At 64.4% G+C, this 14,866-nt stretch carries 12 protein-coding genes; 9 read left to right on the top strand and 3 right to left on the bottom strand.

All coding sequences use genetic code 11. The features are described 5' to 3' along the window. Nucleotides 1–56 precede the first annotated feature (56 nt). The 5 genes from NVV95_RS04095 to NVV95_RS04075 all read left to right on the top strand — a co-directional run bounded on the left by NVV95_RS04095 (nt 57) and on the right by NVV95_RS04075 (nt 6,167). On the top strand, nt 57–1,160 hold the full coding sequence (locus NVV95_RS04095; RefSeq protein ID WP_259485278.1) for a DEAD/DEAH box-containing ATP-dependent helicase: 1,104 nt from the start codon (nt 57–59) through the stop codon (nt 1,158–1,160). After that, complete coding sequence (locus NVV95_RS18455; protein WP_375163780.1) at nt 1,157–2,071, top strand: nucleotidyltransferase family protein; 915 nt, start codon at nt 1,157–1,159, stop codon at nt 2,069–2,071. The genes NVV95_RS04095 and NVV95_RS18455 overlap by 4 nt, the downstream gene beginning before the upstream one ends. A 91-nt stretch (nt 2,072–2,162) precedes the next feature. Then, complete coding sequence (locus NVV95_RS04085) at nt 2,163–3,599, top strand: tyrosine-protein kinase domain-containing protein (RefSeq protein ID WP_259485276.1); 1,437 nt, start codon at nt 2,163–2,165, stop codon at nt 3,597–3,599. A gap of 46 nt (nt 3,600–3,645) precedes the next feature. Continuing rightward, entirely contained in the window at nt 3,646–4,578 is a 933-nt protein-coding gene (locus NVV95_RS04080; RefSeq protein ID WP_259485275.1) for a hypothetical protein, read from the top strand. A gap of 80 nt (nt 4,579–4,658) precedes the next feature. Further along, nucleotides 4,659–6,167: a sugar transferase gene (locus NVV95_RS04075; protein WP_259485274.1), complete on the top strand. Its 1,509-nt coding sequence runs from the start codon at nt 4,659–4,661 to the stop codon at nt 6,165–6,167. Between the two features lie 58 nt (nt 6,168–6,225). Here the strand turns inward: NVV95_RS04075 and NVV95_RS04070 are convergent, their stop codons facing one another. Genes NVV95_RS04070 through NVV95_RS04060 form a run of 3 tightly spaced genes read right to left on the bottom strand, consistent with a single transcriptional unit; the run spans nt 6,226 to nt 9,558 of the window. Continuing rightward, nucleotides 6,226–7,134: a glycosyltransferase family 2 protein gene (locus NVV95_RS04070; RefSeq protein ID WP_259485273.1), complete on the bottom strand. Its 909-nt coding sequence runs from the start codon at nt 7,132–7,134 to the stop codon at nt 6,226–6,228. Nucleotides 7,135–7,156: 22 nt separating this feature from the next. Further along, nucleotides 7,157–8,224, bottom strand: a complete 1,068-nt coding sequence (locus NVV95_RS04065; protein WP_259485272.1) for a nitroreductase family protein — start codon at nt 8,222–8,224, stop codon at nt 7,157–7,159. A gap of 5 nt (nt 8,225–8,229) precedes the next feature. Continuing rightward, the gene (locus tag NVV95_RS04060; protein ID WP_259485271.1) at nt 8,230–9,558 is read right to left on the bottom strand and encodes a flippase; all 1,329 of its coding nucleotides are present in this window, start codon (nt 9,556–9,558) and stop codon (nt 8,230–8,232) included. Between the two features lie 298 nt (nt 9,559–9,856). Between NVV95_RS04060 and NVV95_RS04055 the strand changes: the two genes are divergently transcribed. From NVV95_RS04055 to NVV95_RS04040, 4 genes are all read left to right on the top strand, one after another. Next, nucleotides 9,857–10,945: a polysaccharide pyruvyl transferase family protein gene (locus NVV95_RS04055; RefSeq protein WP_333474048.1), complete on the top strand. Its 1,089-nt coding sequence runs from the start codon at nt 9,857–9,859 to the stop codon at nt 10,943–10,945. A gap of 39 nt (nt 10,946–10,984) precedes the next feature. Beyond that, on the top strand, nt 10,985–13,006 hold the full coding sequence (locus NVV95_RS04050; protein ID WP_259485269.1) for an acyltransferase family protein: 2,022 nt from the start codon (nt 10,985–10,987) through the stop codon (nt 13,004–13,006). 123 nt (nt 13,007–13,129) lie between these two features. After that, a complete protein-coding gene (locus NVV95_RS04045; protein ID WP_259485268.1) occupies nt 13,130–13,660 on the top strand; it encodes a tudor domain-containing protein in 531 nt (176 codons plus the stop codon). Further along, nucleotides 13,657–14,757, top strand: coding sequence for an HTTM domain-containing protein (locus NVV95_RS04040; RefSeq protein WP_259485267.1), 1,101 nt, complete (start codon nt 13,657–13,659; stop codon nt 14,755–14,757). The genes NVV95_RS04045 and NVV95_RS04040 overlap by 4 nt, the downstream gene beginning before the upstream one ends. Nucleotides 14,758–14,866 lie beyond the last annotated feature (109 nt).

Below are 14,866 nucleotides of genomic sequence, written 5' to 3'. Positions count from 1 at the left end.
TCACCTCTCGCGAATGCGCGCCCTCCGGCGTCCGTCGCCTGCACTATCGTGGGCACATGGCGGCTCAGCTCCTGGTTAGCGCGATAGGCGTTCGCGTCGCGCTCAACTTCGACGATTCAGTCTCAGGGCCGACGGTTCAAGAGATCTCATACGGCTGGGTTGACGCGGCGGCACATGCTGGCCCGGCTGACGTGTCGATCTACATCCGGGCCAATCCTCCTTCTTCAGTTCCCGGCCCCTTCGACGTCGTAGTAGCGGATGCCCGCGAGGCGGCCGCGCTGCTCACCAGCCGCGTTACGCTTGCAGCGATCGAGTTTCGGCGTTCTCAGCTGTTGATGTTCCATGCGTGCGGTGTGGCTGCGGAGGACGGGCAAGTGCACGCGTTCGTCGGACCGTCCGGGACCGGCAAGACGACACTCGTTGGGCACCTCGCCCGTTACCTCGGCTATGTGACGGACGAGACCATTGGAACCGATGCCAACGGTCGTGTTCTCCCATATCGGAAGCCGCTGTCGCGCATCCTTGGCTTCGGCGCAAAGATTCAGACTCCTCCGTCCGGCCTCGGCCTTCTTGAGTTGCCGGACGCCCCACTTAGCCTGTCATCCATCCATATCCTGAAGCGGGTCCCGGGCTCGAGCGAGTCTCCATTCGCTGTCGATCTACCACTGCTGGATGCGATGACGGCTCTGATTCCCGAGATGAGCTACCTGCCCGAGCTCGACCGACCCCTCTGCCAACTAGCGGAATTGATTACCCGAATCGGCGGTGTGAGAACCCTTACCTACGCGGAGGCGTCCTCGGTCCCGTCGTGGTTCGAAGGTCAGGTGGGAGAGGCTGCCGCGCCGGAGGACTGGGGGGCCGTCGACCCTTCCGGAGAAGACGGACCCCTACCACCGGGTTGGTACTGTCGAACCGCCGCTACAGACGCTGTGCGAGTCGACGGCCGTATCATGCTTCTCCACGGCTCGACCGTCAGGGTTCTCGACGGCATCGGTCCGCTCATCTGGGACATGGCCGCATCGGCGGTGTCAACCGAAGCTATAAGCCTCTCGGTCGTCGAGACGTACGGCGTCCCGATGGGGCTCGATCCGCGAGCAGCGGTTGCGGCAGCCCTAGTCGAGCTCGTCGAGGCCGGGGTGCTGCGTTCGGGTAGGCAATGACAGCGCTTCGGGCAGCGTCCCCCCTAAACCTGCGCGGAAGCGAAGCCGTTCCTCTTGTGACGGGTCTCGTCGCGAAACGGCTCGGCACGGCCGGCGTCGACGCTCTGATAATCAAAGGGCTCGCCGCTGAGCTCCAAGGCCTGCGAGCTGCTCGTACCTACGCTGATGTAGACGTGATCGCGCACCCGGCGGCGGCTCAGCGGGCCATCAGCGCCCTCGCCAAGGAGGGGTGGCAGCCTCGAGTCACGCTGTGGACGGCGGACAAGCTCGAAATGCATTCAGTGACGCTGGTCCACGAGCGGTGGCCCTGTGACATCGACGTGCATCATCGATTCCCGGGCTTCCTCGCGCCTCCCGGTGAAGTCTTCGACCTTCTCTGGCAGCGACGCGAGCAGATTGAGGTGGCGCACTCACCTGCATTCATTCCGGACACCGCGGCGAGCGCAGCCATCCTCGGACTGCACGGCTTACGCAAGCCGAATGCGCCGCGCAGCAAGGTCGAGCTCGGTCAACTGGTGGAGCGCCTCCGCCGCGACTCCGCACTAGGCGCGGAAGTCGTTCAATTCGCTGCCCGAGCCGGTTGTTCGGAGACCTTGGCACCTGTTCTCCTGGCAGCGGGTCTACCTGTCGCTCCCGGGCGGGTGGGTGACAAACGTGCGCTTCGAGATTGGCATCGGCGCACATCAGTGGAGTCCCGAACGGGCCGGTGGTTGAGCTATCTCGGTGGGGTGCCATGGCAGAATCGGCCTCGCGAGCTGGCGAAACTGCTGTGGCCACCGCAAGAGTCGCTCCTGCAAGAGCACCCGGAGTGGATCGGTCATAACCTCACGGCGTCGCGAGTCCACCGGGTACTACGGGGAGCACTAGACGGCCTTCGGCTAATCACGAAGCGGCCGGCTGGTCGCTCCTAGCGTGGCCTGGGTCATCAGCAACTGTGGGACTGTGAGACCATGATTACGGTCGCGGCCGAGCGGGACCGACTTTCGAAAGGGAAATCTGGGCGTGGACTTACGTGATTACATCAGACTCCTGCGCCGCGGATGGGTCTACATTGTGGCTCTCACTCTGGTCGGAGTGGCTGTCGGCGCAGGTTTTTCGATCCTGAAGGCACCGGAGTACCAAGCAACGTCGAAGGTGTTCGTGTCCGTGCAGTCGACGGGATCGGTCAGCGATCTCAGCCAGGGGCAGAACTTCGCCCAGGGGCAGGTTCAGTCCTATGCCGACGTCGCGACGACGCCCATCGTCTTGCAGCCGGTGATCGACACCCTGAATCTCGACACCAATGTCGACTCACTTGCTGAGCATATCTCGGCATCGTCGCCGTCCGGCACTGTCATCGTAGAGATAACCGCTTCCGACCCGTCGCCGGAGCTCGCCGCTCAACTGGCGAACGCCGTCGCGAGCAGCTTCGAAAACGTGGTGACCGACCTCGTTCCCGCAACCGCCGAGGGTGTCACCCCGGTCAAGATAACAGTCATCACCCAGGCCTATGTGCCCGGTTCGCCCTCGTCCCCCAATGTCGTACTGAACATCGTCATCGGGGGAGTCATCGGCCTGATCGCCGGGCTCGCGCTGGCCGTCTTGCGGGAAGTACTCGACACGAAGATCCGCAACGAGCATGACGTCGAGGCCATCACGGATGCGCCGATCATCGGCGGAATCGTGCACGACCCCACCACAACGGAGCGACCGCTCGTGGTCAGGGACGACCCTATGAGCCCTCGCGCCGAGTCGTTCCGCACCCTCCGCACCAACCTTCAGTTCGTCGGCACGGACAGCGATGCTCGCAGCTTCGTCTTCACCTCGTCCATCCCCGGTGAGGGCAAAAGCACGACAGCGGCGAATCTCGCGATCGCACTTGCTCTCTCGGGCCAGCGTGTGATCATTGTCGATGCGGATCTCCGGAAGCCCCGCCTCGCCGACTACCTGGGCGTCGAAGGCAGCGCGGGACTCACGGACGTCCTCGTGAATCGAGCCGAACCCGGTGACGTGATCCAGCGCTGGGGCGAGACGAACCTTTACGTCCTCCCTTCGGGTCGGATCCCGCCAAACCCGAGCGAACTGCTGGGATCGTCGGCCATGACCAAACTGATCGCCTCGCTGGAGAGCGCCTTCGATGTCGTCCTCTTCGATGCGCCGCCCGTGCTGCCCGTCACGGACCCGATCATCCTGGCCAACCTTACGGCCGGCGCCATCCTGGTCGTCGCGACAGGCCGGGCGAACAAAAGCCAGGTACGAGCCTCAGTCAGTTCGCTGCACAACGTCGGAGCCAAGCTGGCCGGCACGGTTTTGACGATGCTGCCGACCCGCGGGCCCGACTCGTACGGATACGGACGCTACGGCTACGGCTATGGCTACGGAGACGCGGTGGCTCCGGACGTCTCGGGAATGCCGGCTGCGCCTGCAGCGGTAGTTGCGCCGAGTTCACGAAGGGGCTGACGCCCTCATGGCTTCGCCATCTGCACGAGCCCGTCAGCGCGGGCCCATGACGGTCGTGCTGATCATTGCGCTCACGGCGGTCTCCGCGGTCCTCGTGATATTCGCCATCCATCAACCGCCGGTGGCAGACAGTGGCGTGGTGCCATCGGCGCCGCCGGTGGCGGGGTCGCCGTCCACACCCGCGCCAAGTCCGAACAGCTCCCCGAGTCCGGGCGCCGATAGTGCACCCACCGACCCTCCACCCGCACCGTACTACCTCGATTCCTCGCAGTCGCCAGAACTGTTCCGTGCCACGCGCGGTCAGTGCGGATCAGTCTCCCCGGTTCTAGACGTCTCCCAGGATGGGGGTGCGACCTGGGTCGGCGCGACCTTCGGCACCCTTGAGGTGGGGCAGATCCTGAGTGTCGATGTGGTGGACGCCGACCAGACCGACATCGTCGCGGCGCTGCTGCCGGACTGCCGCATCTCCCTGATCTCGACCTTTACCGGAGGACAATACTGGGAGAGCTACCCTGAGAGACTCGCGGAGGGGACCTTTGTCGACCCGCTCGACTCGTCGAAGATCGACGTGGGTGGCGCGGCGGTTGCCACGCCCTGCACGGCGGTGACTCAAGTGGTGCAACGGCTCGTGAATATCGCCGTCAATTGCATGGAAGGCGTGTTCCATGCAACGGTAGACGACGGGGTGGTCGGAGTCTGGGAGCCTGTCATCGACGAGCAAGCCGCCACGATCGCCTACGATTATGGTTCCGGTGGCCTCGTGGCCGTGGTCTCCGACGACGCGGACTGCGATGGGCTGGGGCTCCGGAAGTACGGCGTCGGGCCGCAGAGGGCGGTCGTCGAGGCGTCCGATTGCCTCCCGGAAGTCGCCTCCAAACCGATCGGAATCACGTCTGAGGGATCCGCTGTCAAGGCGTGGTCACAGGAAGGGTTCTTCGTGTCGGCCGACGGCGGAGCGGTTTGGTCGCAAGTGAACTGAATGAGCCGAGTGGTATCGTCAAGACCGTATCCTGATCGGCGCAGTCGCCTCGTGCCAGGTTGGTGAACGATGGGGGATGAATGGTCAGCGAAACCTATTCAGAGGGCGCTTTGAGCGGCGGCACCATCGGGGCCGCCGGTCGAGCGAATCGCGCGGCCCCCTGGCAGATTGGTTACGCTCGCCGGCTGTTCTTCACGGACGTCGGGATCGTCGCCGCCGTGATCTTCGGGGTGCAATGGTTCTGGCTGGGGCTCGACACCGCCGAGCTCCGCCTGGGCGAGTCGTCGGGCAGTTTGGCGGTGAGCTATACGACGATCTCTGTGGTCCTGTTCGTTTCCTGGCTCCTCGCGCTGCAGATCTACGGGACCCGAGGGTTCCGGGTAATAGGGGCTGGTTCGCAGGAATACCGATTGATCGCCGATGCGACCGTACGTCTTTTCGGACTGGTCGCCATTGTCGCCTTCCTGTTCCAAGTAGATCTAGCGCGGGGTTACATACTCATCGCCTTCCCTGGAGGAATAGCGGTACTGTTGCTGGGCCGCTGGGCGTGGCGCCGATGGTTGCACGCTCGCCGAGCGCATGGTGCCTTTAGTTCGCGAGTGCTCCTTGTCGGTTCGGCAGCGTCGGCGTCTCATATCGGGCGCGAGCTGATGCGTCGTCCTGACGTCGGTTATCGGGTAGTGGGCGCTTGCGTTCCGACCTCCCTCGTTGGTGCGACGCTCCCGGGCACCGGCGCGCCGATCTTCGGGAACCTCGACAAGGTCCAGATGGCGCTCGAGGCGTCAGGAGCGGACACGGTCATCATCACTAGTGCCGACGAGCTTCCCCCCCAACGTGTCCGAGAGCTCAGCTGGAGTTTGGCTCCGGGGCGTCAGCACCTTGTCGTGGCACCGAGCTTGGTGGATATCGGTGGTCCGCGTATCCACACCCGACCAGTCGCCGGATTGCCCCTCATTCATGTCGAGATGCCGCGCTACGAGGGAGCAAAGAAGTTCACCAAGAGGGCCTTCGATATCCTCTTCTCCGGTCTAGGAATCCTCTTATTGAGCCCTGTGCTAGGGGCCATCGCGCTGGCGATTCGCCTGAGTTCCCCTGGCCCGGTCTTTTTCCGGCAGGAGCGGGTTGGCTACAACGGTGCACATTTCAGCATCCTGAAGTTCCGCTCAATGGTGGTCGATGCGGAGCACCTGCTGCAAGAACTCGCCGCGAAGCAGCGTGCTGAGGGGAATGCCGTGCTATTTAAGATGAAGAACGATCCTCGAATCACCCCTATCGGTCGCTTCCTCCGCCGCTTCAGCCTCGACGAGCTGCCCCAGCTTTTCAACGTGTTCTCGGGAAGCATGTCACTGGTCGGCCCCCGACCTCCGCTGGACACCGAGGTCGACCAGTACGAGCAGCACGTACATCGTCGATTCCTCGTCAAGCCGGGCATCACCGGGCTGTGGCAGGTGTCTGGCCGATCGAACCTTTCCTGGGAGGACACCGTTCGACTGGATCTGTATTACGTCGAGAACTGGTCTTTCACAGGCGATCTCGTGATTCTTTGGCGGACTGCGCGGGCAGTGCTGGCACGCGATGGGGCCTACTGATTCGAACCAGTTGGTTGAGCGTGGCGGCGACGAGACCGGTCGCGGACTCGACTTTTGCCTATGTACCGGTTGCCTCGCCGCCTGAGTCCTCGATAGCCGGGACGGTGAAATAGTCCTTCTCGGAACGGTTGGCCCTGTCGATCCGATACTGCGCGAGCGAATAGTGCAGGATAGTCATCACGAGGTGATAAGCCTTCGCTAGTCGATTTGTGGAGGCGTGCCGCCGGATGCGGTGAATGACGAAACGGAGTTGCCGCCGGTCACTTCTGTTGAGATCCGCGGCGTGCTTCGCCATGTAGCGCTCGGTGGCTGCAGCTCGAGCCAACGAGTGCCCCGTCAGTTGACCGGTGTCATGTTTCCTTTGATTCACGAGCCGTTCGGGGACGACGGAGTAACCATTGCCGGCCTTTAGAAGTCGATAGAACAAGTCTGTGTCATTTTTCATCCGGAGACTGGGGTCGAATCCACCGACATCGTCGAGCGCCGTGCGGGAGATGACCATATTGCTGCCGGTCGTGCCGGCATTCACCGCGACGACGTCGGACGCCGATAGACCCTCGACGATGGCAGGGCCGGTTTTCGTCGCGGCCTCGCGGAACATGGTGATCCACGCGACAGCGATGTCCCGATTCGACGCGGCCAAAGCCTGTTCGCACTCCTCGAGGAACCGCGGTTCCCAGGTGTCGTCGTCGTCGAGGAAGGCGACGTACTCCCCGATGGACTCGCGGAAGCCGCGGTTGCGCGAGTCCGACGCGCCTCCGACGGTGCCGGCGGACGAGTGGAACTGGATCGGGATGGCCGAATCCGCTCTGAAGCGCTCGCACACCTCGGCCGCCCCCGGGTCATCAGTATCGCTGACGACGATGATCTCCAGCGGAGGCCGCGTCTGACTTGCGACCGATCGCAATGCTTCGGCGAGCAGGTCGGATCGTCGATGCGTGGGGATGATGCAACTGATTGACGACATCAGCGTGGAGCCTCTTTTCAGATCAGTCGGCGGGCCGTGTCAGCGATCGGTACCGGCGAACGGCCTCGACGGGGCGCTTCGCCGAGTAGGGCACGAGCCCCGACGGATCGGGGTATCCGTAGGCCAGGAGCATCACTACTCGCTCGTGGGAGGGCAGACCCAGCAATGCGGCGATCGCCTTGTCCCGATCGGGGAGGTCCGGCCAGTTGATGCAGCAGCTGGCCACACCCTGGGCTTCGAGGCCGTAGATGAGACCCATCGCAGCAAGGCAGCTGTCGACATAGATCAGGTGCCGGTCCCGCTCATCGAAGAACGCGGAGAGGTCTCCGACGATGACGATTATCCCGCTCAGCTGCTCCGCGTATCCCGCGGTGCCCATGGGAATGGCTGCCACGCGGCGCACGCTCTCCGGGTCATCGAACACCTCGAACCGGTAGGGCTGTCGATTGCACGCCGTCGGGGATTCCGCTGCGACCGCCATCGCGGCGTCGACGAGTGTGCGGTCCACGGGCTGGCCGGTGAACCACCGGACCGAGCGCCGATTCATCGCGAGCTCGGTCAGTTTCTCGATCGACACCGCGGGAGGTAGGCCCTGCGGCAGGTGCGGTCCCGATGCGATCGATACCCGGGTGGGCTCGATCGGCTCGAGGTCACGGAACGTGGCGCGGAGGCGCTCGATCTTCGGATTCGTCGAGCGCGACGTGGCCTCGAAGTACTCGGTCAGCACCGTGTGCATCCAACGGGACTCGTCGACGCCCACGCCCGACGCGGCGCCGAGGCGGTGCACGCCGGCGAAGGCCTGCACAGTCGAGCCGATGTAGCCCAAGGCGAACTCATCGCGCCGCGGGCGCATGGTGAGGCCCTTTTCGAGCATGTGCACGTTCCGCCGGAGCGTAAAAAGCTCCTTGCCGGTGCCGAGAGTTCCATGATAGGCGGTGATGCCGGCGTCGACGGCCCGCTCCTCGCGACCGAAGGCCTCGCTGATATATCGGTAGTAAAGCCCCCGCCGTACGGGACCTCCGGCCAGAGCCCATCGGCCGACGACTTTGCGGCTCCGAGAGATTCCGCGGGACACGAGGCTCTTCTTCACGTGGGTCACTTTCCGATCGAGGGCCGAAGCAGGCGGTTGCGTACCAGGCGCGCGGGCCAGACGATGGCGCGAGCCATCTGGCCACCGGCGAACCGCGATCGACGGCCCAGGAAGCTGGCGACGAACGACGCGGCGATGTAGGAGACGAGAGTCGCCACGGCGGCCCCGATGACGCCCATGACCGGAATCAGGGCGAAGTTGAGGGCGATGTTGACGACTGCTCCGAAGGAATGGCGCACCAGCGACGACCAGAGGTAGCCCTCTGCGATGATCCACTTCGAGTAGACGGCACCCATGAAGACGAAGGGGCAGGCCGCTGCCTGGATGTACAGAATAGGTTCCGCGTCGGCATATTCCGGTCCGAAGACGACGCGGATCACGACCGTGCCGACGACGATAACGCTCACTGCGACGAGCACGCCCATCCAGAACGCTCGGTCGTAGGACTGCTGGAGCATGCGCCGGTAGTCGGAGCTGTCCGGCCCCTTCTCCTTCCGGACCTTCAGCAGCACGGGGAAGGTGGAGTTCATGAACACGACGGGGAGGAAGAAAGAAATCTCGCTGAGCCGGGACGCGGCTGCGTAGACGCCCACCGCTTTCGGGCCGAGCAGCGCCTGGATGACGATCACACTGGACTTCAGGTTCGCCTGGTCGGCGAGACTGGACAGCATAAGTGGCCACGACCGGCGGAGCAGCGTGAACATGGCGGGGAAGCTCGGACGGGCGAACCCCGGTGAGTCCTTGTCTCGGAGGTACATCCCGATGATGATGAGGCTTGAGATGAGCCCCTCCGCTGAGTACAGGATCAGCATGACCCAGATGTTCGGCCACAGGGCCAGAAGAGCGAGCCGGACGCCGAAGAGAGCAACGGTGACCGAGATCCTGGCGATCGCGGGCTTGCCGCTGCGCAGGTGCGAGAGGAACCAGAGCTCCGGAGCGTTCAGCGCCCGTCCGAACAGCGCGGAAGACGCCAGCAGAGTGGCGGCGATCGCGAGACCGTCGCCACTCGTGAGGCTGAGGCCCGCGATGATGAGGAAGCCGACCAGGGCGAAGAACTCGCGGATCAGCGTCAGCGACGCGACAATAGCCGAGTTTGCTTCGCGGTCCTGCACCAGCTCGCGGACGGCCAACCCGGTCAGACCCGCCGACATCACAGCGACGCCGATCGACGACAGCGCGACCGCATAGCTGTAGAGGCCGTATTCCTGAACCGGAACTGCGACGACCAACAGAATGCCGATCACGGCGTTCAACGCTAGTGAAAGTCCCTGCTGGCCCGCGTTCCAAAAACCGTTCCCGAGGGACTTGCGCGAATCGCGCGAAAACGTGACCACCTATCTCCTTATGTCGAAGAGGACCGACCAACGCCGTCGATGGGTGGGGTCGACGCCTGCGGGACGATGGGTCGGATTCCTATGGCAGGAGAGCTGGCGTCGCCGACAAGTGTAACATCGGGATCGGTGCGACCGAAGACGCTGAGGTGCCGCGGATCCGGCGTGCCGTCGGTGTCCACGCTCCCCTCGTAAGCTTGCATCACAGTTGTAAGTCAGGTCGGCGATCCGGGGGCACGCATTGCAGGGAAAATATATACTCCTCGTCGGGGTCGAATTCAATAACCAGGGCGCGTATCTAATGCTGCTCGCCGCGGCCGAGCGCGTGCGGCAGGAGTTCGGGGCCGTGCCGGTGGTCGAGTTCCACAACGGATCCGACGTCAAGAAACGCATCGCGGGCGTGTATCCCCTCGTTCCTCAGCGGGTGTACGGGCTGACCGACCGTCTCCAGAAGATTCCCGGGCTTCGACGTTTGTGGAAGCGGTTCCCGTGGGTGCTGCCGTCGGAGGTCGTCGCCGTGTTCGATGGTTCTGGATTTCGCTACGGTGACCAGTGGGTGCATCAGTCGCTGGACTACACGGCCTCGAAGCTCGAACGGTGGGCGGCGCGCGGCGTGCCGGTTTACATGCTCCCGCAAGCCTTCGGCCCGTTCGAGTTGACGGCGGCGCCGTCGCGGAAGGCTCTGAACGCTTCGAATCTGATCTTCCCTCGCGACCCGGAGTCGGAGTCCTACGTTCGAGCTATCCTGGCCGACGAGGGCGCGGATCGAGTGCGGCGCTATCCCGACTTCACCGCCGTGCTGGACGGACGCTTCCCCGCGAGGCACGAGCGGCTCCGAGGTCGTGTGCCGATCGTCCCGAACGTCAACATCTATTCCCGGGCGGACGACGCGGAGGCGAAGGCCCGCTACGTGGCGAACCTCTCCGCGATAGCGATCGACCTGCACGGCCGGGGGCTCGCCCCGTACGGACTGGCCCACGAGGGCCGGAACGACGTCGAGATCCTCCAACTGGTAGTCGACTCCGTCAGGCGCACCGCCGGGATCGACCTCGACGTCGTCAGCGGTCTCGACGGCGTGGAATTGAAGGGCCTGATCGGGTCGGCACCGCTGCTGGTGTCCGGGAGATACCACGCCGTGGTGAGCGCCCTATCGCAGGGTGTTCCCACGGTGATCCACGGCTGGAGCCACAAGTATGAGCACGTTGCCCGCGACTTCGGGGTCCCGGAGCTTCTGGCCGACCCGCTCGGCGACGCCGGCCAGTCGGTCGATCTGATCAGCTACATCCTCGAGTCCGCCGATCTGGGGGAGCGCATCGTCGCTGCGGGGTCTGAAGTCAAGCGGTCGATAGAGGCGATGTGGTCGGCGGTGCGCGAGGACCTCCGATCGTGAACGGTCCGCGCCCGTGATGCGAGGTCTGAGGCCGTGGCGATGACCGCGGAACGCCGTGCGGTTCCCCGTGAAGGGTTCCGGGGCGATATTCAGGGACTCCGAGCCATAGCGGTCGGTGCCGTACTGCTCTACCATGCCCACTTGCCATTCATCACGGGCGGCTATGTCGGGGTCGACATCTTCTTCGTGATCTCCGGATTCCTCATCACGAGTCACTTGTTACGATCGCTTGTGTCGACGGGCCGGGTGGGCTTCGCGGAGTTCTACGCCCGGAGAGCCCGCCGCATCCTGCCCGCCTCGCTGCTCGTGGTCATCCTGACCGTGATCGGCAGCGTGATCTGGCTCCCGCCACTCCAACTCAAGGCCATGTTCCAGGGCGCGATCGCCACTGCGCTGTACCTCCCGAACTACTTCTTCGCGGCGACCGGCACCAGCTACCTCAGCGAGACCACGCCTTCGCTCTTCCAACACTTCTGGTCTCTGGGCATCGAAGAGCAGTTCTACATCTTCTGGCCGGCGGTGCTGGCGCTCGGATTCCTCCTCGTCCGGAGGTCGCCGCGGAGGCTGGCCGCGGTGGTGGCGATGCTCGTCGTTGTCTCGTTCGCCCTGTGCGTGCTGTTGACCCGTTCCGATCAGCCCTGGGCGTTCTTCTCCCTTCCGACCCGCGCCTGGGAACTCGGCGTCGGGGGATTGGTCGCTTTCCTCGTGAACGCGAACCCACGCGCGATCCGGGGTCGCGCCGCGGGCATTGCCGGTTGGATCGGACTCGTGGCCATCGGTTGGGTCTGCTTCAGTTTCAACGAGAACACATCGTTCCCGGGATACAACGCTGCCATCCCGGTCGTGGCGACCGCACTCGTCATCATCGGGGGCGCCGGCACGCGTGCGTGGAGTCCGGCTGGCCTGCTGTCGTTGCGGCCGCTGGTCTTCATCGGCATGATCTCTTACTCGCTGTATCTCGTGCACTGGCCGGTGCTGCTACTGACCCAGGCCGCGATCGGGGAACGGTCTCCGCTGCCGCTGTGGGCGACCGTCGCGCTCGCCGTAGCCTGCGTACCGATCGGGTGGCTGCTCTTTACCTTCGTGGAGAACCCGTTCCGCACTCAGAAGTTCCTGGCCGGAGCGCGTCCTCGGCGCACCCTCGTGGCCGCGCTGACAGCGTCCGCCGTCATTGTGGCGACGTGCGGGGGAGGCATGGCCGTCGTCGCACAGCTTCGGCTGACGAGCGGCGAGACTGCCCCCGGGTACGTCGCGCGGACATCGCCGGAGGGAACTGACTTCGTGCCCGTCAACCTGCGACCGGCCCTTGAGGACGCGAGCGAGGATAATCCCGCCATCTACGACAGCGGATGCCACCTCGATTTCGACGAGATGTCGGTGGCCGGCTGCGAGGTCGGTGACTCAGGCCCGACCGTGGCGCTGTTCGGTGACTCCCACGCGGCTCAGTGGTACCCACCGCTCGCGGCCTTGGCGGAGGAGGGCCGCATCCGACTGACGTCGTACACGAAGAGCTCCTGCAACTCCGTGACGGTCGATAGTCTGCTGAACAGCGAGCCGTACCCCGAGTGCGACACCTGGCGCCAAGGCGTCATCGACCGCCTCAACGCCGATCCGCCCGAGGTCATCATCCTCGCGAACTTCGCGCGGGAGATTGATGTGGCTCACGGAACCGAGGATTTCACTAGCTACTGGGCATCCGGGCTGCGTACGACCATCACGTCGTTGCCGGACGCGTCGCAGACCGTCGTTGTCGGCGAGACGGCGACGATGGGGCTGACGCCCTCTATCTGCCTGTCCGCCCACCTAGACGACGCCAACTACTGCGGTCGCGCACCGTCCGCCGCCATCGACCGGCTCTCGTTCGACGCCGAGAGCCGCGTCGCGTCCGACACGGGCGCGGCCTTCCTCGACCTCAACCCCTACCTCTGCAACGACCGCTGGTGCCCGCCGATCATCGACGACACCCTGGTCTACCGGGACGATCATCACCTGACCGTCACCTTCACCACCGCTCTACGCGATGAGATCTGGGATCGGCTCGACGGTCTAGTCCAAACCTGAGTACCTGGCTCGGCCCAAAAAGGGGGGTACGCATCGGCGGATGTCACCGATGCCTGCCCGGTAAACTTCTGGGGCCGACCGAGCCACCGACGGGTTCGTGGGAAGGCATCAGAGGGGGACGCAGTGCGAGACGAAGAAGGCGATCGCCGTCGGTCGCTCCGAGGTGACCGCCGCCGCGACAGCAATCGTGGAGTGCGCATCGCGCTCAGGCTGATTTTTGCGCTGGCGATCCTGCTCCTCCCTGCCCAGCTGCTCTTTCAGCGGCAGTTCGATCAGCCCTATCCGGGCGTGTTCCAGCCGAGCTTCGCGGGCACGCCCCTGACGGGTGACATCCTCAAAGCCCAGATTCCGGTTGTTCACGTAGAGTTCGACGACGGAGCGAGCGAGGAGATCCCCTTCGAGGATGTCCTTCCCGACTCCAAGCTTCTCGACAAGTCGGTGTTCAAGTCGGCGTTCTTCTTGGAGGATCGCGCCACGGCACCTGACACCGTCAAATGGCTCCGTGGGGACCTTGCGCGCATGTTTCCTGGGCGTGAGCCGGTCGGCATGACGGTCGATTGGACGGATCGCCGCATCGACATCACGGGCGCGACGGAGACGACCGACGAGATCACGAAGACGGTGGTCATCGACCTGACAGAGGGTGCCCGATGAAGGCCTTCGATCGCTGGGTTCTCAGCGGACCGTTCACCACGCGCGATCTCGGCGTGTACCGCATCGTCTTCGGCATCGCCGCCTTGGCGCTACTCCCGAACGCGCAGTTCCTCTCTTCCTACCCCGAGTCGTTCTTTAACCCCCCACCCGGGCCGTTCCGACTGCTGGACGCCCTGCCGCCCCTTGGCGTGCTTGTGGCCCTGGAACTCGCTCTGGCGCTAGCCCTCGCGCTCGTGGTGTTCGGTGTCGTCACTCGCGTTGCATCGATCGCAGCCGGGTTGCTGATGATCGTGCTGTTCGGTCTCAGTTACAGCTTCGGCAAGATCGATCACACGATCTTCCTGCCGCTGGTCGCGCTGCTCGTGGTCTGGGCGGGGTGGGGGAGTGCGTACTCCATCGACTCCTCCGTGTCAGACGCCGCGCGGCCGCCTCGTCAGTGGCCCATGCGGCTCCTCGCGCTACTGATCGGCGTCGGCTTCGCGACGGCTGCTGCCCCGAAAGTACTGGGCGGATGGCTGCGCCCCGGCACTCAGGCGACGGAGGGCCACTACTGGTACGAATTGCTGATCGACGGCCGGGATGCGGCCTTCGCGCCGCTGTTCGGCAACATCACGACACCGGTCTTTTGGGAGCCGCTCGATTGGATCACGATCCTTCTTGAAGGCGGCATCCTCCTCTCGGTGATCAATTGGCGCGCATTCCGCATCCTCATCTCCTTCGCGGCGGTCTTCCACGTGGGGGTGCTGGTGATGATGAACATCTTGTTCACTACCAACGTCGTCGCCTACGCGGCCTTCGTGCCCTGGGGTCTCGCGGTGGCCTGGCTGCGCGACCGGGGTGTTCGCGCACCGCACCTGTCGCCACGGGCCTGGATCGTCATGGCGTCCGTCGGAGTGCCCCTTCTGGCACTGTGCGCCTGGCTGCTGTCGATCTCGCTCCCGCTCGAGGTGGAGAACGGCATCAAGCTGACGATCATCATCGTCGGGGGCCTCGTCGGGGCCGCGTATCTGGTCAGTCAGGCCGTGGCGCTCGTGCGGTGGATCAGCCGCACCCGCGCGGACGACCGCCCGAGCGGTCGCAGGGAGGTGGGCGTCTAAACGCCGCAGAGCTTTTGGGCGGCGAACGCAGGCTGATTCCCAGCGTTCGAGATGTCATTGGAAACATTCACTGTGTTGAATGGCAGACGGAGGGGCACAGTGAATCAGA

This window comes from Herbiconiux gentiana (assembly GCF_024978135.1).
Classification (GTDB): Bacteria; Actinomycetota; Actinomycetes; order Actinomycetales; family Microbacteriaceae; genus Herbiconiux; species Herbiconiux gentiana.
This window is presented reverse-complemented; position numbering and strand designations above follow the sequence as displayed.